The sequence below is a fragment of the Chryseobacterium gleum genome, assembly GCF_900636535.1.
Taxonomy (GTDB): domain Bacteria; phylum Bacteroidota; class Bacteroidia; order Flavobacteriales; family Weeksellaceae; genus Chryseobacterium; species Chryseobacterium gleum.
The window spans coordinates 3,863,834-3,882,598 of record NZ_LR134289.1 but is presented as its reverse complement, the minus strand read 5'-3'; the positions used below and the strand labels follow the sequence as shown (position 1 = coordinate 3,882,598).

The following is an 18,765-nucleotide window of genomic DNA, read 5'->3' as shown; positions in this document are numbered from 1 at the left end:
GGTAAGATTAATAACTATATTTCTCCTATAAATTTTTATAGGTAAAAGTTAAATTCTGGTTTTTTTCAACGGTTACATACCCCTGATTATCATATGAATAACTTTGGGCTGTATTTACAGGTGTAGCCGGTGACGGCAGTTCTATGAACATTGAAGTAGGATTGTTCGGAGATATTTTATAGAACTGGGCCGGATTGATCAGGCTTCGTGTGATAAAATATACTGACGGAAGTGTTGAATACGGGCTTTTCTGGGCATCATAGTTCTGGAAGCTGTACTTACTAATCACAGCTGTGCTCATATTCGGGTTTCCGTTGATATCCAGTATACCTTTGGAACAAACCACCTGTATAACATTATCACCATTGTATACAAAACTATAGTCAATAAATCTGTTATAGGCACTGATTCCTCCTTCTTTTCTCTTCTCAAGAATTTTGGTAAGCTTATCAGTAGTTGCGCTATAAGTAAATGCATAGTCACTTACAACAGATACAGACGGGGTTGCTCCTGTTGCTGTAGAAGTAGCATTGTAAATCTTTTTACCGGTAGCATCAGGAACAATGTTGAATTCATACACAAGACTGGATGACGCAGAACTTACATATTTAATTTTAGTAATATTCTTATCCGTATAGGTTACTGTTCCGGTAAAATAAGCACTTCCCGAAGCAAATTCATCTTTAGACACGGCAGTCTGCAAGTCTCCGGTTACTGCTGTAGTAGTATATTCTTCCTGAGTAAAATTATTGGAGCTGACCTTTGCCAAAATCTTTTTAGGCGGTGGACCATCATCAGGATTCGGGATGGATTCTGTAGGATCCGAGGTAGTATTACATGCTGTCAGCATCCCAAGAAAAGCAATACCAGCAAACATTTTAAAAAAATAGTTTTTTACCATATAGAATTTTTTTAGCTTGTCCAAATATAATTCAATTTTCGATAATACACTTTACTTTATCTGAACAAATTCACAATAAACAGAGTTAATAAACAAAAAAAATCTAAAAACATAACGTTTTTAGATTTCCAAATATTGTATCATTATGAAAATTAATAAGGCTGCAATATTGATGTCGTCAAAACAGACTGTGACATATCACTATTGAGGAAAGTAGCGTCTACAGCTCTTCCTATCCCAAGCACTGTTCCGGCAATAGCTCTTTTTATACAGGCTACTTTAACAGAATACTGATTTTGAGGGGTAAGATTGGTAAGGGTAGCATTAAGGTTAAAAATCTTATAAGCCCCGCTGTCTCCCAGAAGCACATCTGTTCTCACCGCTCTAAGTGCATCATTTACAAAAACACCACAGGCAAAACTTGCAGAATTTGTTCCTGTTTTCTGAACAGTTGTCTGAAATGAAAAAGTAGCTTTGTTTGTACCGTTGGTAACAGAAAATGTATCTACCGTCCCAGGGATTACAGTCCAGCCTCCCGTCAGAGGATCTCCATTGCTATAAGGATTAGTAGAACCACTGGCACCAGAAAAGCTTATTCCGGTTTTATCCGAAACAGTATTGATGGAAAACAAAGACATACTTCCCTGTCCATCAGCAATTTTAATAGCTTTCCAGTCGTTTGTACTTAAATCTGCATTATTGTGAAATATATCACCGGCTGTACCAGCAGAACCTTTCAGTAAATCAGTACCTCCTGTTCTTAATTCTTTCCCAACATTAAGATCTCCGTTCACATCCAGCATATTAGTCGGATTAGGAGTATTGATACCCACCTGGGCATTTGTTGCAGCTGCTAACAAAAGAGATGTAACAAATAATATTTTTTTCATAATCCTTCTTAATTTATAATATTGTTAAATACCTCCGGAACTTCATATACGTCTATTTTAAGAGAAGACTGGGCAATAAACTTATTGATATTACTATATACATTGGTGCCTATGCTCAGCGTATTTCCTGAACCTCCATAAGAACCTAATCTTGTACATGCAACACTTACCGTATGGTTTCCTTTGGAAAGATTATCTACAATACCGATCTGGGTGTGGGTAAGGAAAGGATATGAGGTAGTAATGGCCTTTAGGTTTCGCTGTCTCAGGTTGACCAGTTTGTCATCCACAAAAATTCCACAAGCATAATCTATTGAATTATCTGTACTTCCTGCTCCCCCAAAATCTGCCTGTACAACAGTTTCAAACTGAAAATAGGCCTTACTTTGGGTACTGAATACACTGATTACTTGTGAAAGCCCATTTATTTTTTTGAAGTTGGTAAGAGTACTATATTGTTTTCCTTGTGTAAATGTTCCTCCTCTGGAAGCCATACTTACTGAAGAATCTTCCGAAGAGGTAAAGGTAATCCCTACATCATCCGAGAAAGAATTGTTATAAATCAGGTAAAATTTATTAGGCTCGTATTCAGGAATTCGGAGTGATTTCCACACCGGCGGAAAACCTTCCCCCTGAGAAACCAGCAACTGGTCATTATTTCCATGGAAAACGGAGTTATCAGTAGAATTAAAAACCCCGATTTTATTTCTGAAATTCACATCTCCGTTTACATCAAGTTTGGCTTTTGGAGACTCTGTTTTTATTCCTACCTGAGCTGATATTAAAAGTCCCATGGTAAGAAGCAGCGTGGATAATAGTTTTTTCATCATTAGTTGTTTTTATAGCTCACGTATTCGATAACATCTATTTTCATTGTAGATTCCAGCGTAAACGCACTGGAAGCACCATTTGAAGACTGCACATTACGTCCGATCGCAAATTGTGAAGATGCACTTGAAGTATCAATCTTTCTGCATGCAATGTCAATATTATGAACGCCTACAGGAACGTTCTGCTCAGTATAATTGAGCGTAAAGATATAATCCTGAAGCCCTGCTTTTCCGCTGTTATTATTGGAAGCTATTCTATCCGGACGTACAGCTACCAGTGCTCCGTTTCTGAAAACACCACAGGCAAATCTTACACTCTGTACTGTAGTAGATGTGGAAGCCTTCATTTCAATACCAGTCTGGAACTGATACGTAAGCCTGTTCTTACCGTTTTTGATGGTAAAAGTATTGCTAAGCCCGTTAATTTTCTTCCAGTTTCCTTTGGTAATATCCGTGATATCGTCCCCAACTTTGTTGGTGTAGATCCCATCACCTGCAACTCCATCGGTAAGTGATATAATACCCGTTTGATCCGACGACAGATAAGAATCAATCAGCTTATACTGTCCCTCTTCCATAAAGGAAACATTCAAAGATTTCCACACAGGAGGTAAGCCCTCACCCTGAGAAACCAAAACCTGGCCGTTCAATCCAGCATCTCCAGCCTGGGTTGAAGTCCCGCCTACTCTAAGTTCTTTTCTTAAGGTGGTTTTTCCGTTCACATCAAGAACGGACTTCGGTTTAGCAGTACCGATTCCCACCTGTGCGTTGGCATAGAATGATAGAAGTCCAGCCACGCAGCAATATATAATTTTTTTCATAATAAGGACTGCAAAGGTACACAATGAAGTCCAAAAAATTCCAGTTATATATCGGTAAACCTATAGAAATAAACACATTACAGAATAGAATTAATCACACATAAAAGTAGAATTATTTCTACATAACTCCACTTTTTATATTCAAAAAATATTACATAAGGTCTCAAACCCTTACTGTACGGGGATTTACAAAACTTCTTTACTCATTAAAGAGTGATTTTATAGCCTCAAAACAGGCCTTAATTCTCTTCATCAGGAATATTGCAAAAGAAAAACATGATAACAATCACAAAAAAACGTATAAAAATTTAAAGCTTTTATACGTTTTTCACAATTTTTATAAAGTTGTTCCTAAAGAACAAATCGTAAAATTTAATTATGCTCAATGATAGCTTTCAACAGTAGATTTACCTCATCTACATTTTTAACCTTTTCCTTCCTCATCATCAGCTGATTGCCTTCTTTTCCTGACTTTTCTTTCAGCTGAGCTTCAGCAGGGTTTCTGGTCAGATAATTAATAATATGCCTGAATCTGTCTGTCTGATAAAACTTGTCCTGAGGATTTCCCGGAAAGTACCCTAAAAAGACACCGTTTTTCATAACAATTTTTTCAAAACCGATCTCTGCCGCAAGCCATTTCAGGGAAACACTCTTCAACAGATTTATTGCTTCTTTAGGCAATGGTCCGAAACGGTCAATCAACTCCAGCTCAAACTGATGAAGATCCGCCTCATTATTGATCTCGGCAATTTTCTGATATAATAACAGCCTTTCTTCCGTATTGGATATATATGAATCCGGCAGCATCAACTCTAAATCTGTATCGATATTGACATCCTTCACAGATTTGAAAAGCTTCTGCCTGTCTTCTTCATTTTCAAACAGGTTTTCAAAATCAGCATCATCTTTTAACTCTTCCAATGCTTCCTGCATTAACTTCTGATACGTTTCAAATCCCATTTCGTTGATAAAACCACTCTGCTCAGCCCCCAGAAGATCACCGGCTCCACGGATTTCAAGGTCTTTCATTGCAATCTGGAAACCACTTCCAAGATCAGAAAACTGCTCTATCGCTTCCAGACGTTTCCTCGCATCGGAAGTCATCATATCATAAGGAGGAGTAATCAGGTAGCAGAAAGCCTTTCTGTTGCTTCGCCCTACCCTTCCTCTCATCTGGTGCAGGTCTGCCATACCGAATCTCTGCGCATCATTGATGAAAATAGTATTGGCATTGGGTACATCTACTCCACTTTCTACAATGGTGGTAGATACAAGGACGTCATATTTTCCTTCCATAAAATCCAGGACATTTTTTTCAAGCTGTTTCCCTTCCATCTGTCCGTGTCCTGTAATCACTCTTGCATCCGGAACCAACCTCTGGATAAGACCAGCAATATCTTTAAGGTTTTCAATCCTGTTATTAATAAAATACACCTGTCCATCTCTCTGTAGTTCATAAGAAACAGCATCACGAAGGGTTTCTTCATTGAATCCGATCAGTTGTGTCTCTACAGGCTGCCTGTTTGGTGGTGGCGTTTTGATAACAGATAAATCTCTTGCCGCCATTAATGAAAACTGTAAGGTTCTCGGAATAGGAGTTGCCGTAAGCGTAAGAGTATCAACATTATTCTTTAAAGTTTTCAGTTTATCTTTTACTGATACCCCGAATTTGTGCTCTTCATCAATAATCAGCAATCCAAGATCTTTAAATTTAACAGAACTGCTTACCAATTGATGCGTACCAATAATAATGTCTACCTTCCCATTCTTCAGTGCTTCCAAAGTCTCTGATTTCTGCTTCGCCGTTCTGAATCTGTTGACATAAGCAACATTTACCGGAAAATCTTTTAGCCTTTCTTTAAAGCTTCTGTAATGCTGGAAAGCCAGAATAGTTGTAGGCACCAACACTGCTACCTGCTTGCCATCCGTAGCCGCTTTAAATGCTGCCCGTATTGCTACTTCCGTTTTTCCGAAACCAACATCCCCACAAACAAGCCTGTCCATCACCGTATCAGCCTCCATATCTCTTTTTACATCGATAGTCGCTTTTTCCTGATCCGGCGTATCTTCGTAAATAAAGCTCGCTTCCAGCTCGTTCTGCAGATAAGAATCCGGTGTATATGCAAAACCTTTGGCCGTTTTTCTCTGAGCATATAATTTAATAAGGTCAAAAGCAATCTGCTTAACCTTCGCTTTCGTTTTCTGCTTTAAGGATTTCCAGGTTGGAGATCCAAGCTTGCTCAGTACAACCTCTCTTCCATCTGGTCCGTTGTACTTCGAAATTTTATGTAAAGAGTGAATACTTACATACAATAAGTCTCCGTTTTTATAGGTCAGTTTAAAACATTCCTGGATTTTCCCGTCATTGTTCACTTTTACCAAACCCATAAATTTTCCGATCCCATGATCGATATGGGCGATATAATCTCCGATTTTCAGAGACATCAGATCCTTCAGAGTGAGCTGTTCAGATTTGGCAAAAGTATTTTTAGCTTTGTACCTCTGGTAACGGTCAAAGATCTGGTGATCCGTATAAACCATCAGTTTATGTCCGTTATCTACAAATCCTTCATGAAGTTCAGATTTAAAACTTTTAAAAGGAAGCTCATGCTCAAGTTCTTCAAAAATAGATTCCAGTCTTTCTTTCTGTTTTTCTGTTGAAAAGGAAATCCAGGTATCGAATCCATTGTTCTGCTTTTCCTCAATATCTTCAATCAATAACTCAAAGTTTTTATGAAAAGATGGTTGTGGAAGCTGATCCATTTTTACTTCAGTAACTTCTTTCAGCCCTTCAATCACCACTCCTCCAAAATCAACTGTTTTGAATTTTTTATAATCAAATAAAAACTCCTGGTCAGAAATAAAAAGTTCCTGCGGAGTTCTGTGAGCGATATCTTTACTCAGTGTATCATACTTTTCCAGGGACTTTTCATAGAATGTTCTGATCTTCTGCATTCCTACCATGCCGTTTTTAGAAACAACAAAGCTTTCATGAGGCAATAATTGCAGCAAAGACACCCTTGTTCCTGTCACTGAAAAGTTCATATTGGAAACCAATTGGAAATCCTTTACTTTATCTACAGAAAGCTGTGTTTCAATATCAAAAGTTTTGATGCTTTCCACTTCATTACCGAAGAACGTAATCCTATACGGCTTTTCATGCGAATAGGAAAAGACATCCACAATACCGCCTCTTACAGAAAATTCTCCCGGTTCAGAAACAAAATCAGCCTGCTGGAAATGATAATGATTAAGCAGTTCATCCACAAAATCAAAATCCAGCTGATCACCCACTTTAATATGATGGGATATTGCTTTAAAATCTTCCTTTTTCAAAACCTTTTCAGATAAGGCTCCAGCATAGGCAACAATCACTTTGGGAGACCTCCCGGAATTGATTTTATTTAAAACCTCAGTTCTTAAAACCAGATTGGCATTCTGTGTTTTTTCTACCTGGTAAGGTTCAAGATGGGTTGCCGGAAAGTATAACACTTTATCTTTACCCAAAAGATCCTCCATCTCCGTATTGGCATACAAAGCATCCTCCTTATCATCTACCAGATAAAGAATATTTTTCTTCTGGACCAAAAAGAGCTCAGCCACAAAAATAGAAACCGAAGATCCGGCACTTCCTTTTACGGCAATATGCTGATTATTTTCTAGCTTGGTAAAAATTTCTTTTCCAAATTCTTTCTGTAAAAGGTCTGGAAGGAACTTTTCATTGATGGATTTTAACTGCATAAATAGTAATGGTATAAACGACAAAAGCGATTTCGGGAGTTTTCCGAAACCGTTTATGATATACAAAGGTACGGATATTTTTTGTGTTCCTCTGAAAAACAGAAAGACTGATAGTTTAAAATGAATAACTTACATTAATTATTCTTAATTTTTTACAATTTTATTTAATAACCTGTTAAAAAAATTCAAGTATTTTCTCCGTGGCACAGTGTTTGGCTTTTAAGTCAGAACCAAACATTAAGAATAGTATTATGAAAAAAGCAATTAAAATCTTAGGAGTTATGATGCTGTTGGTATTTACAGCATTATCTTTTTCGTCGTGCAGCAAAGATGACGACCCTGTTAACAATGAATTTTTTGCAGGAACCTACAAGGGAAGTGTCTCTTATAATGACGGAGGCTCTACCAACATCAGTACGGACAACGGAAGTGTATTTGTAACAAAGATAGCAAGTGGTACCAAATACAACTTTGCTTTCTCAAACAGCATTCCTGACATTAATGGAGTAGAGTTTAATCAGGAAGGAGATCATACGCTTGTGATGATTGGTTCTACTGCGACCTCTTACATCAGAATTGACAACAATACTTTAAAAATATTATTTGCAAAGGACGGCAAAACGTGGACAGCCAACTGTACACGCTAGATTTGTCTATTTATATATTATGCAAGCCTGCCTTCATCTTTTGAAGGCAGGCTTTTTAATTGTAAATGAAGTGTTTTAATCTTTTTTTAAGCTGTAATAAACTTTAGTTAAGTTTGAAAATCCTAATTTTCTAGCCTGCTTTTTGTATATCTTTATTCAACAAAAACAAACAATAATTCTTATGAAAAAATTATTATCTGCAATGTCATTGATCCTTGGATTAGGACTTGCAACTGCCCAGCAGACTGCTCCCGCTAAAAGCACAACAACACATCCACCTGTAAAAGCAACTGCTGTAAAGGCTGCTGCTAAACCGGCAGAAGTAAAAGCTGCCAAACCTGCAATGGATGCAAAAGCAGCAAAACCTGCACAACCGGCTGCCAAAATGAAAAAAGACGGTACTCCGGACAAGAGGTATAAACAAAACAAACACTTGAAAAAAGACGGTACTCCTGATAAAAGATATAAGGAGAACAAATAAGCATAACATCAACATATAGTTGTTATTTTCATAATCAAATTTCGAAAAGCCGGTGGAATCTGTTCCATCGGTTTTTTTATGTGATGCTTTATAAAAAATGATTCCAGATTCTCTACTTATTTATAAATTTGACCCATGTTAAACTTCTTCAAGAAAAATGCAGCACTGATCTGGGCAAAGAAACATGTCCGAAAAGCAGAGGATTTCAAAAAAAATGCTGAAAGAGACCAGGAGAACCTGTTACTATCTCTTGTAAATACAGCTCAAAAAACACTTTTTGGGCGTGAGCATGATTTTGAAAACATCCATACTGTAAAAGAGTTTCAGGATAGAGTTCCGGTAGCCGATTATGAAGATCTGAAACCTTATATTGAAAGAGTAAAGAAAGGACAGGCAAATATTCTCTGGACAGAAACTCCTGAATACTTTGCCAAAACTTCGGGGACAACTTCAGGTTCTAAATACATTCCTATTTCCAAAGAAGGAATGCCATTTCAGATTGCCGGTGCGCAAAGTGCTCTTTTCCATTACATCAGCAAAAAAAATAATGCAGATTTTGTAAACGGAAAAATGATTTTTCTTCAGGGCAGCCCTGAACTGGAGGAAGTATTCGGAATAAAAACAGGAAGGTTATCCGGCATTGTAGCGCATCATATCCCCAATTACCTTCAGAAAAACCGCCTGCCAAGCTGGGAAACCAATATTATGGAAGACTGGGAAGCCAAGGTAGACAAAATCATAGAGGAAACGGAACATGAAAATATGACGCTGATCTCCGGAATTCCGCCATGGCTGATCATGTATTTTGAGAAGCTGACGGAAAAACATGGTAAAAAGATCAAACAGCTTTTCCCGAACCTTCAGCTTATTGTTACCGGAGGAGTCAATTACGAGCCTTATCGTGATAAAATGGAAGAACTTTTGGGAAGCAAAGTAGATATCATCCAGACCTTTCCGGCGTCTGAAGGCTTCTTTGCTTTTCAGGATGATTATAGCAGAGAAGGACTGCTGCTCCTTACTAACCATGGAATTTTCTATGAATTTATCCCCCTGGAGGAATATGGCAAGCCCGAAGCAAGAAGATTAACGTTAAAAGAAATTGAGCTGCATAAAGATTATGCACTGATCCTTACCACCAATTCCGGATTATGGGCTTACTCCATAGGAGATGTTGTAAGGTTTATCAGCAAAGATCCATACAGAATTCTGGTAAGTGGAAGAACCAAACATTTCACTTCTGCTTTTGGGGAACACGTAATTGCTTTTGAAGTGGAAGAAGCAATGAAAGCAACCCTTGAAAAATATCCGGCACAGATTACAGAGTTTCATCTTGCACCTCAGGTAAATCCAACTGAAGGACTTCCTTATCATGAATGGCTGATAGAGTTTGAAAAGGAACCTGAGCATTTGGATGTATTCAGAAATGAGCTTGATCAGCAGCTAAGGGCAAGAAACACTTACTATGACGATCTGATTTCGGGAAATATTTTACAGAAACTACAGATCACCAGGCTTAAAAGGAATGCTTTTCATGAGTATGCCAAATCCCAGGGAAAATTGGGCGGCCAAAACAAGACCCCAAGATTGGCTAATGACAGGAAGATTGCAGATCTCTTAGAAATTTACAAACTTTAATCATATTTTTTCAATTCCAGAAACGTATATTCGAAAAAAATTATAAATTTGAAAAACTAAAAGAAAATAATGAAAGCATCTGTACTGTTGAAATCATCCTTACTAACGTCTTTATTTGTTATTACATCTTGTGCTACGACAAAATACAGCGAAGATATTTCAAAAAACAATTACTCTAATCTTGAAGCCGGAAAAATTTACAAAGTCACCATGAGGGATGGTTCTCCGAAACAGACCATTTTATTCAGAAACGTCGTTGGTGAAAATCTTGTAGGCACAGCGGGTAAAAAAGACAGTACAGAGGTAATTATTCCTAAAGCAAATGTAGCTGCCGTAAAAGACAGAAGAAAGGCCAGAATTGCTGCGGGCGCTACTCTTATCGGCGCTGCAGGTGTTGCTGCAATTGTATTGAGTTCCACAAGAGCCGACTAAAATAGATTTTATCTTTTGGGATATATTTACTATATCTTTTAAAAATCAGCATATGAATAGTCCTAAATAAATTTTTAGGGCTATTTTTGTTCATGATTTCCTTTACCCCGTTACAAACATTACAAAATGTTGAGTTCAGAAATCTTCTCACCGGGAGATTTTTTATTGTTTTAGCCTTCAGAATGCTTGCCACTTTATTGGGATGGTGGGTATATCAGTTAACAAAAGATCCTTTTTCAATTGGCCTTATCGGTCTTTCAGAAGTAATTCCTGCCGTAAGCTGTGCGCTGTATGCAGGACATGTTATTGATATGAATGAGAAAAAGAGGCTGCTCCTCATTTGTAATTATGCTTATATTTTTCTGATCGGACTTCTGCTGATTCCTGCGTTTTTTAATGTAGAAATGCATTTTACCGGCCATCAGATTACTTATTTTATTTATGGAGTTATCTTTTTTACAGGGATTGCAAGAGCTTTTATCGGGCCTATTGTTCCTTCCATGATTCCTAAAATTGTAAAGAAGGAAAATCTTCCCAATGCTGTAACTCTGAACCAGGCTACATTCCTTATATCTTCTGTTTGCGGGCACGCTATTGGAGGTGTCCTTATTGGATTTATCGGTGTAAAATGGACCCTGGTTGTTATTTTATCATTGATATTTGTTGCTTCATTATTTTTCTGGCAGCTTCATAAACAGCATTCAGAATACAAAAAAGAAACGGTAAATGTTGTGGAAAGTATGCGTGAAGGAATTTCTTATATCTTTAAAACTAAAGAAATCCTGGGAGCGTTATGCCTTGATATGTTTGCTGTACTTTTTGGTGGTGCAGTGGCTATGATCCCTGTATTTGCTACGGATATTTTAAAGTCAGGAGCGGAAGGCTTCGGATTGCTGAATGCAGCCTCTGATATTGGCTCTATGTGTATCATTACTATTTTATCTATTGTTCCGCTTCGAAAAAATCAAGGAAAAATTCTACTTGCTGTTGTTACCGGATTCGGGCTTTGTATCATTGGATTTGGCCTGTCCAAAATATACTGGCTGTCTTTTATGTTTTTGGTAATGAGCGGAATGCTGGATGGGATATCCGTCGTTATCCGCGGTACCATTGTGCAGCTTAAAACTCCCGATCATATAAGAGGCCGTGTTCTGAGTGTGAATTCAATTTTCATCATGTCCAGCAATGAAATGGGACAGTTTGAAAGCGGGCTTATGGCTAAACTACTGGGGGTTGTACGCTCTGTTGTATTCGGAGGATGTATGACTGTCCTGGTTGCATTGGTGGTAGGGAGCACCAATCCTAAACTGAGAAAAATGCAATATTAATTTATTGTTTATCAATTGTTTTAAAATACCGATATATCAAAAACCGGAATTCGAAATACTTAAAATCAGAATAGAACGTTTTCTATTCTGATTTTTATTTTATAGCCATTTTTTTTAAATTAATAAAAGAATTAAATCTCAAAAATTTATAAAAACCGCTCATATCTTTACGATGTCCGCATAATTTAAACCCAAGAATAAAATACCACATTTAAAACCAATACATTACTTTCATTAAATATATCTCAAAATCTTTAATTTAACGTTAATAATTTTTTATATTTGCCTCATAAACTATCCCCCTATGACTAAACTTTTACTAATTATGAGCTTTCTCATTGTAAATTATTGGGCAGAAGCCCAGATTTTCTCTGACAAAGCGTTAAACCAAGCTGTATTGCAGCTCAACGCTTCCAAAACAGCCAATGATTACGACAATCTTTTCAATAAATTTTCCGGAGCAAAAACGTCAGAAACATGGCCGTCCAATTATTACGCAGCCGTTGCTTTATACCTTAAAAACGAAACCTTGCTAAAGAAATCATCCGGAGCAAGTCTTATGGACGACAATGCTTTAGCAAGAAAAATAGCCACAGGAGTATGGACTGCACAAAGAGACAATGCTGAGATCAACATATTACTAGGCTTACTGTATGTTCAGAAAATGCAGATAGACAATTCTCAAAGCAGCCAGCCGGACCAGAATGTTATCTCTCAAAGTATAGCAAAAGCTGAAGCCAACGCTGTCAATAACCCGAGGCTGACCGTTCTTCAGGCAAAAATCAAAGAAAAATCAGGTGATAAATCTAATGCCGACATTTTATACCGTAAAGCTTTAAACGAATTTTCCAACCCAAGCTCTTCAGACAGTAAATCTCCAACATGGGGAAAGCAGCTGATACCTTTCCAATAATCTGAAGACAAAATTAAAATGATCAACATGAAAAATATCTACTCGTTTTTCTATTTTTTATAGCTCAAGTGGCTTTTGCACAGCAGGACTGTGCTACTGCCATACCGATATGCAGCGATGCCGCCATTTCTCTTACACCTAATGGCTGGGGAAATGTGAAAGAAGGTCAGGTGGGCTGTCTTGGTCCTAACGGAGAGAGTAATTCCATATGGCTTACTTTCAGCATAGAAACAGCCGGAACACTTACTTTTTTAGTAACTCCAACGGGTCCTAATGCTGTGGGTATTGACTATGATTTTGCCCTGTATGGCCCCAATCATAACTGTGCGAATACAACAGCTACTCCATTGAGATGTTCTTACGCTGGCGTTAACTCAACCATCATCAATCCTACCGGTCTTAATATGACCTCCACAGACACAACTGAAGGAGCTGGTGGCGATGGTTATGTAAAATATATCGACGTACTTCCCGGACAAGTATACCATCTTCTTTTAAATAATTATTCGACACAAATTGCTCCATTTAACTTAACTTTCGGGGGGACAGCTAAGCTCCTTACACCGTTTGACCATAATTCAGCGCACGTTTATCAACCTAATCCGTTTTTACAGCCTGGTCCTACGCAAAACGGCGAGATCCCGGTATGTGGAAAAATTGTAAGCTATGATTTTTCTACACTTTCCTCACAAATCTTAAATGCTAACCCTAATTTTATAGTAAAGTATTATGCTTCTGCAACAGATGCATTAGACGATACAAACGCAATTACTACACCTACGAACATTAATGTAGCGACCACTTATACTTATGCAATCAGCTATGTTGATCCAAACAGCCCAACCAGCTTCTTAAACCAGTGTAGAGAATATGGACAGATAAAATTCCTTGATAAATCTTTTACGCTTAATCCCGCAACACTGACTTCTTGCAGCAACAACAATTCAGGGACGGCAATGTATGATCTATCTACAGCAACTGTAGGAGCTGCTCCTAATCATATATTAAAGTATTATCCTTCTATGTATGATCTTAATAACGGAACCAATGAGATCACCAATCCTTACATGTTTGTTTCGGCAGAAGGTTCAGTTTTTGTAAAAGCAATCAACGAATTTGGATGTACTGCATCTGCAGAAATTACTCTTAAATTCTATCCTTTGGTTACAGCAACAGATGCTTCATTAAGATCCTGTTTTATAGAATCCAACCCGGCTACTGCTCTATTCAATCTTGCAAATGCACCGGTGACAAGCCCTACGGGAACTACAACCAAGAAATATTTCCCATCACTGACAGATGCTATAGATGCAACAAACGAAATTTTAGGATTTAATAATTATATAGCGCCGAACGGATTTGTGTATGTGAGAGTATCAGACACAAGAGGATGCTATACCGTTGCAAAAATCACTTTAACAGTAATCCCTCCTGTGACATCAAGTGTTCTGAAAGACAAGATCATCTGTATGGAGGACACTACAACTCTTGATGCAGGACCAGGATTCAACGGTTACGAGTGGAGCACTGGAGCAACTACCCAGTCAATCAAAAATGTAGGGGTAGGAGTCTACTGGGTAAAACTGAAAACAGGAGATTGTATCGCAACACAGAAAGTCACTGTATATCCTTCTGAACAACCTGTAGTAAACGGTGTTGATGTTTCCAATACAACTCTTACAATAAACGTTATAGGAGGAACACCGGATTATCAGTATTCAATGGATAAAATCACATGGCAGAACTCAAATATTTTCACAAATGTTGCCAGAGGCACTTATAAAGTATATGTAAAAGATGCTTATGACTGTGATCCTATTGAAGTTACAGTAGTTGTTCCAAACCTTATCAATATGATTACTCCAAATGGTGATGGTGTGAATGATGTTGTAGATTATTCTGCTATGGCAGATAAACAAAATCTTATTTTGAGTATATTTGACAGATACGGAACAAAAATCCACCAGGGAGATAAATCAAACGGTTACAAATGGGACGGAACTATTGCAGGGAAGAAAATTCCAACAGGTACATACTGGTATTCTGTAACTTGGAATGAGAATGATAAAAAGAACACTCCTTTCAAGTTTTCAGGTTGGATTGTGGTAAAAAACAGAGAATAATCTTTACATAAAAAAGCCGCTTTGGCGGCTTTTTCTTTTACAAATAGTGATAAAAAATTTATTGATTTTCTAACTTGTTTAACAAAAATAGTTTTAACAATGAAAAAAATATTACTTCTTTTTATTTTATTGATAACTCAAATGGCCTACTCACAGTCAGACTGTGTCACAGCAATCCCTATCTGTGGTAACTCTGACATTTCTTATACCCCGTCAGGCCCGGGGAGCATCATAGAAATTCTTAATCAAAACGGAGGCTGCCTCAGCACCAATGAAAGATTTACTGTTTGGTATACCTTCACTGTATCTACACCAGGCACCCTAGCGTTTACAATAAAACCTAACGACCAGAGTGATGATTACGATTTCGCTGTCTATGGTCCAACTACAAACGGCTGTGCTTCTTTACAGGACGCAAATCATGTTTTCATACAGCCAATAAGATGTAACTATAGCGGTACTCCGGGAGACACAGGACTGGATCTTGCTCTTGCTCCACCAGCAGTATTCCCAACCAATCCTCCTGGTACCACAGCGAGTATGAATAATGGAAAATGGAGTCCTTATATGAATGTACTGGTAGGTCAGACTTACTATCTGGTTATTGACAACTTCAGTAGATCCGTTAATGGTTTTTCTTTAGAATGGACAGGTACTGCCAGCTTAAGTTCAGCATTTAACGATCCTGTACTTTCACCTCACCCATTTATTACTCCGGGAATTCCGGGAACTAATCCTAATGATCCAAGCCAGGTGATGGTTTGTTCATTACCAACTCAGTTTGATTTTACAACACTGACAGCATCTATTATTAACGGTAACAGCTCTAACTTCTCCGTTACTTATCACAAAACTACCAATGACGCCCTTACAGGCGCCAACCCTCTTACAGTAACTACTGTAGACGGAACAACAACTTACTATTACCGAATTGTATACCATGATCCAAGCAATCCGAATAACCCAATCAACGGGTGCTTCATTACCGGGAAGTTCAAGTTTGTCAATGTCGGTATTACAGCTAATTCAGCCACTTTATATTCCTGTAACAACAATGGAGCCGGTACCGCAAAATACAATTTAACAACAGCCAATATATTCGGAGGCTCTGGAGCAACAATTAAGTATTATACTTCGGTTGCCGATATGAATGCAGACATCAATGAAATTACTGATCCTGCCAACTACGTTTCTGCTGAAACTACTATATATGCAAAAATTGTTTCTAACTTCGGATGTATTGCAACTACTACGATCAGATTGCTATTCTATCCAACAGTTGTATTAAAAGATGCTGTACTTCAGAACTGCTATATTGAAAATGATGTTACCCGTTCAACATTTGATCTTTCCAAAGCTGATATCGGGGTAGCCGTTCCAACTCCTACAGGAACTATTATTAAATATTATACCTCGATAGCCGATGCCAAAGCTCAGGCAAATCCTATTGTAGGAGCATTAAATTATCTTTCAGAAAGCAAAACGGTATATGCAAGAGTAGACAATGACAAACAATGTTATTCAATTGCCAAGATAGAACTGGTGGTATTGCCTCCGGTAAAATCAGCCGTACTAAAAGACAAAACAATTTGTGCAGAAGCCAAAACCACTCTGGATGCAGGACCTGGATTTGTAAGCTACGAATGGAGCACAGGTGAAACTACACAATCTATCAGCAACGTGGGAGTTGGTGCTTATTGGGTAAAACTTCAGACCGGGAAATGTTTCACACTTCAGGAAGTACGTGTGCACCCAAGCCTTCAGCCGGTGATTTCAGGAATAGAAATTACCAACAACAACATCACTGTAACAGCTACGGGAGGCGTTCCTCCTTACAAGTATTCTGTAGATGGCGTTACATGGCAGGATTCCAATATATTTACAGGACTTCCAAGAGGTGAGAACACAATATATGTAAAGGATACTTACAACTGTACTCCTATTCAGGTGACTGTAACGGTTCCTAACCTTATTAACGCTATCACTCCGAACGGAGATAATGTAAATGATGTTATCGACTACTCTGCATTAGCATACAAGAAGAACCTTATCTTCATCGTGTATGACAGATATGGAAACAAGCTTCACGAAGCCAATAAAATGAGAAACTTTACCTGGGACGGAACAGCCTTCGGTAAGAAAATTCCAACCGGAACTTACTGGTACACGATCTCATGGAATGAAAATAATAAAAACAATACCGAAACCAAATATTCAGGATGGGTATTGGTAAAAAACAGAGAATAAACTCCGTTAAAACTATTTTATAAAATCACCTCGGTTTGAGGTGATTTTTTTATCAACAGATTCAACCTCCTGTTTACAGCATTTTCCGAAAGACTGCTAATAATTTGTTGAATACTATTTTTTAATTATTTTTTAAATAAACTATCTTTGCATCATGGCGCAGAAAGAAACATTATCATCCCTGACACACGGAAACTTTGCAAAAGAATTGTCTATTGCGGATGGAAAAATGCCTCCCAATGCAGTGGACTTTGAAAGACTTGTTATCGGAACTTTTTTGATTGACAAAAAAGGTCTTGATCATTCCATTGACCTCCTTACCCCGGAGGTATTTTATGACCCGAGACATCAGGTCATCTTTTCTACTATCCTGAAACTTTATGAAGGCAACCATCCGGTAGACTTAATGACGATTATTCAGGATCTAAAAAAAGAAGACAAACTAAGCCAGGCAGGTGGAGATCACTACATCATTGATCTTACAATGGGAGTAAGCTCATCTGCTCATATTGAATACCATGTACGCGTTATTCTTGAAAAATATATTTTAAGAAGCCTTATCAACGTTTCTGCCAATGTTATTGATTCTTCCTACAAAGAATCAACAGATGTTTTTGAACTTCTGGACAAAGCAGAGCAGTCTTTCTTCGAAATCACCAACGGAACAATTAAGAAGGGATTCGACACTGCCAATTCATTGGTAAAGCAGGCTATCGATACCATTAAATCTTTAAAAGATAAACAGGGACTTTCAGGAGTTCCATCAGGATTCAGAGATGTGGATAAGGAAACCGGTGGATGGCAGAACTCTGACCTCATTATTATTGCCGCCCGTCCGGCGATGGGTAAAACCGCATTCCTTCTTTCCATGGCAAGAAATATTGCAGTGGGTCACAAAATTCCTATGGCACTGTTCTCCCTCGAGATGGCGTCTGTACAGCTTATCACCAGAATGATTGCTTCGGAAACAAGAATTTCTTCTGAGAAATTAAGAAAAGGAACACTGGATGATGAAGAATGGCAAAGACTGTTCTCCAATGTATCTGAACTGGAGAATGCTCCTTTATATATTGACGAAACCCCTTCCCTTTCAATATTCGACTTCCGTGCAAAATGCCGAAGACTGGTAATGCAGCACGGCGTGAGACTTATCATGGTCGACTACCTTCAGCTGATGACTGCTGGCGGTGGCGGTAAAGGAGTCGGAAACCGTGAGCAGGAAATCTCCATGATTTCACGTTCATTAAAGGCGATTGCGAAAGAACTTAATGTACCCGTAATTGCTCTTTCCCAGCTTTCAAGAAGCGTGGAAGCCCGTCCCGGAAAAAGACCTCAGCTCTCAGACCTGAGGGAATCCGGAGCGATTGAGCAGGATGCGGATATTGTATCTTTCATCTTCAGACCGGAATATTATAAAATTTCTGTTTGGGATAATGATGAAGAAGGACAGGAAACATCTACTGAAAACCAGGCTGAACTTATTATTGCAAAACACAGAAATGGTGCTACTGCAGATGTCAGATTATCATTCTTAAAACATTTTGCAAAATTCGGTGATATAGAAGCAGCGTTTGATGGCGGAGCCGGAGGAGGATATCCTTCCAATTTCGGGGAGCCAAGCGGATTTGACAGGATCAAAACAACAATTCAGCCAGGAGCCGCATTTGACCTTCCGGACAGCTCAAAACTTTCGGGATCATCAATGAATGATTTCGACGATGATGATGATTTTCCGTTTTAAGGAAGATTGAAATTCAAACCAGATCAGTTTAATGT

The 18,765-nt window shown here is 38.2% G+C and carries 14 protein-coding genes; 9 read left to right on the top strand and 5 right to left on the bottom strand.

Annotation, left to right across the window (positions count from 1 at the left end; all coding sequences use genetic code 11):
• Positions 1 to 25: 25 nt before the first annotated feature.
• From EL165_RS17625 to mfd, 5 genes are all read right to left on the bottom strand, one after another.
• Positions 26 to 901 carry a hypothetical protein gene (locus tag EL165_RS17625; RefSeq protein ID WP_002982844.1) on the bottom strand — a complete coding sequence of 292 codons (876 nt, stop codon included), beginning with the start codon at positions 899 to 901 and terminating at the stop codon, positions 26 to 28.
• 152 nt (positions 902 to 1,053) lie between these two features.
• The gene (locus EL165_RS17620; protein ID WP_002982841.1) at positions 1,054 to 1,791 is read right to left on the bottom strand and encodes a hypothetical protein; all 738 of its coding nucleotides are present in this window, start codon (positions 1,789 to 1,791) and stop codon (positions 1,054 to 1,056) included.
• An 8-nt stretch (positions 1,792 to 1,799) separates the two neighbouring features.
• Complete coding sequence (locus tag EL165_RS17615) at positions 1,800 to 2,621, bottom strand: hypothetical protein (protein WP_002982838.1); 822 nt, start codon at positions 2,619 to 2,621, stop codon at positions 1,800 to 1,802.
• On the bottom strand, positions 2,621 to 3,442 hold the full coding sequence (locus EL165_RS17610; RefSeq protein ID WP_002982836.1) for a hypothetical protein: 822 nt from the start codon (positions 3,440 to 3,442) through the stop codon (positions 2,621 to 2,623). The genes EL165_RS17615 and EL165_RS17610 overlap by 1 nt, the downstream gene beginning before the upstream one ends.
• Positions 3,443 to 3,814: 372 nt before the next feature.
• A complete protein-coding gene (mfd, locus tag EL165_RS17605; RefSeq protein WP_002982832.1) occupies positions 3,815 to 7,183 on the bottom strand; it encodes a transcription-repair coupling factor in 3,369 nt (1,122 codons plus the stop codon).
• Between the two features lie 251 nt (positions 7,184 to 7,434).
• On the opposite strand from mfd, the gene EL165_RS17600 reads away from it, so the two are divergent.
• The 9 genes from EL165_RS17600 to dnaB all read left to right on the top strand — a co-directional run bounded on the left by EL165_RS17600 (position 7,435) and on the right by dnaB (position 18,730).
• A complete protein-coding gene (locus EL165_RS17600; RefSeq protein WP_041461973.1) occupies positions 7,435 to 7,830 on the top strand; it encodes a hypothetical protein in 396 nt (131 codons plus the stop codon).
• Between the two features lie 181 nt (positions 7,831 to 8,011).
• Complete coding sequence (locus EL165_RS17595; RefSeq protein ID WP_002982826.1) at positions 8,012 to 8,311, top strand: hypothetical protein; 300 nt, start codon at positions 8,012 to 8,014, stop codon at positions 8,309 to 8,311.
• 135 nt (positions 8,312 to 8,446) lie between these two features.
• Entirely contained in the window at positions 8,447 to 9,946 is a 1,500-nt protein-coding gene (locus EL165_RS17590) for a GH3 auxin-responsive promoter family protein (RefSeq protein ID WP_002982823.1), read from the top strand.
• A gap of 69 nt (positions 9,947 to 10,015) precedes the next feature.
• Entirely contained in the window at positions 10,016 to 10,378 is a 363-nt protein-coding gene (locus EL165_RS17585) for a hypothetical protein (protein ID WP_002982820.1), read from the top strand.
• 92 nt (positions 10,379 to 10,470) lie between these two features.
• Positions 10,471 to 11,706: an MFS transporter gene (locus EL165_RS17580; RefSeq protein ID WP_002982818.1), complete on the top strand. Its 1,236-nt coding sequence runs from the start codon at positions 10,471 to 10,473 to the stop codon at positions 11,704 to 11,706.
• A gap of 325 nt (positions 11,707 to 12,031) precedes the next feature.
• A complete protein-coding gene (locus tag EL165_RS17575; RefSeq protein ID WP_126358670.1) occupies positions 12,032 to 12,619 on the top strand; it encodes a hypothetical protein in 588 nt (195 codons plus the stop codon).
• A gap of 68 nt (positions 12,620 to 12,687) precedes the next feature.
• On the top strand, positions 12,688 to 14,742 hold the full coding sequence (locus tag EL165_RS17570) for a T9SS type B sorting domain-containing protein (RefSeq protein ID WP_232529135.1): 2,055 nt from the start codon (positions 12,688 to 12,690) through the stop codon (positions 14,740 to 14,742).
• Positions 14,743 to 14,841: 99 nt separating this feature from the next.
• Entirely contained in the window at positions 14,842 to 16,989 is a 2,148-nt protein-coding gene (locus EL165_RS17565) for a T9SS type B sorting domain-containing protein (RefSeq protein ID WP_041461972.1), read from the top strand.
• A 154-nt stretch (positions 16,990 to 17,143) separates the two neighbouring features.
• The gene (gene dnaB, locus EL165_RS17560) at positions 17,144 to 18,730 is read left to right on the top strand and encodes a replicative DNA helicase (protein WP_002982805.1); all 1,587 of its coding nucleotides are present in this window, start codon (positions 17,144 to 17,146) and stop codon (positions 18,728 to 18,730) included.
• Positions 18,731 to 18,765 lie beyond the last annotated feature (35 nt).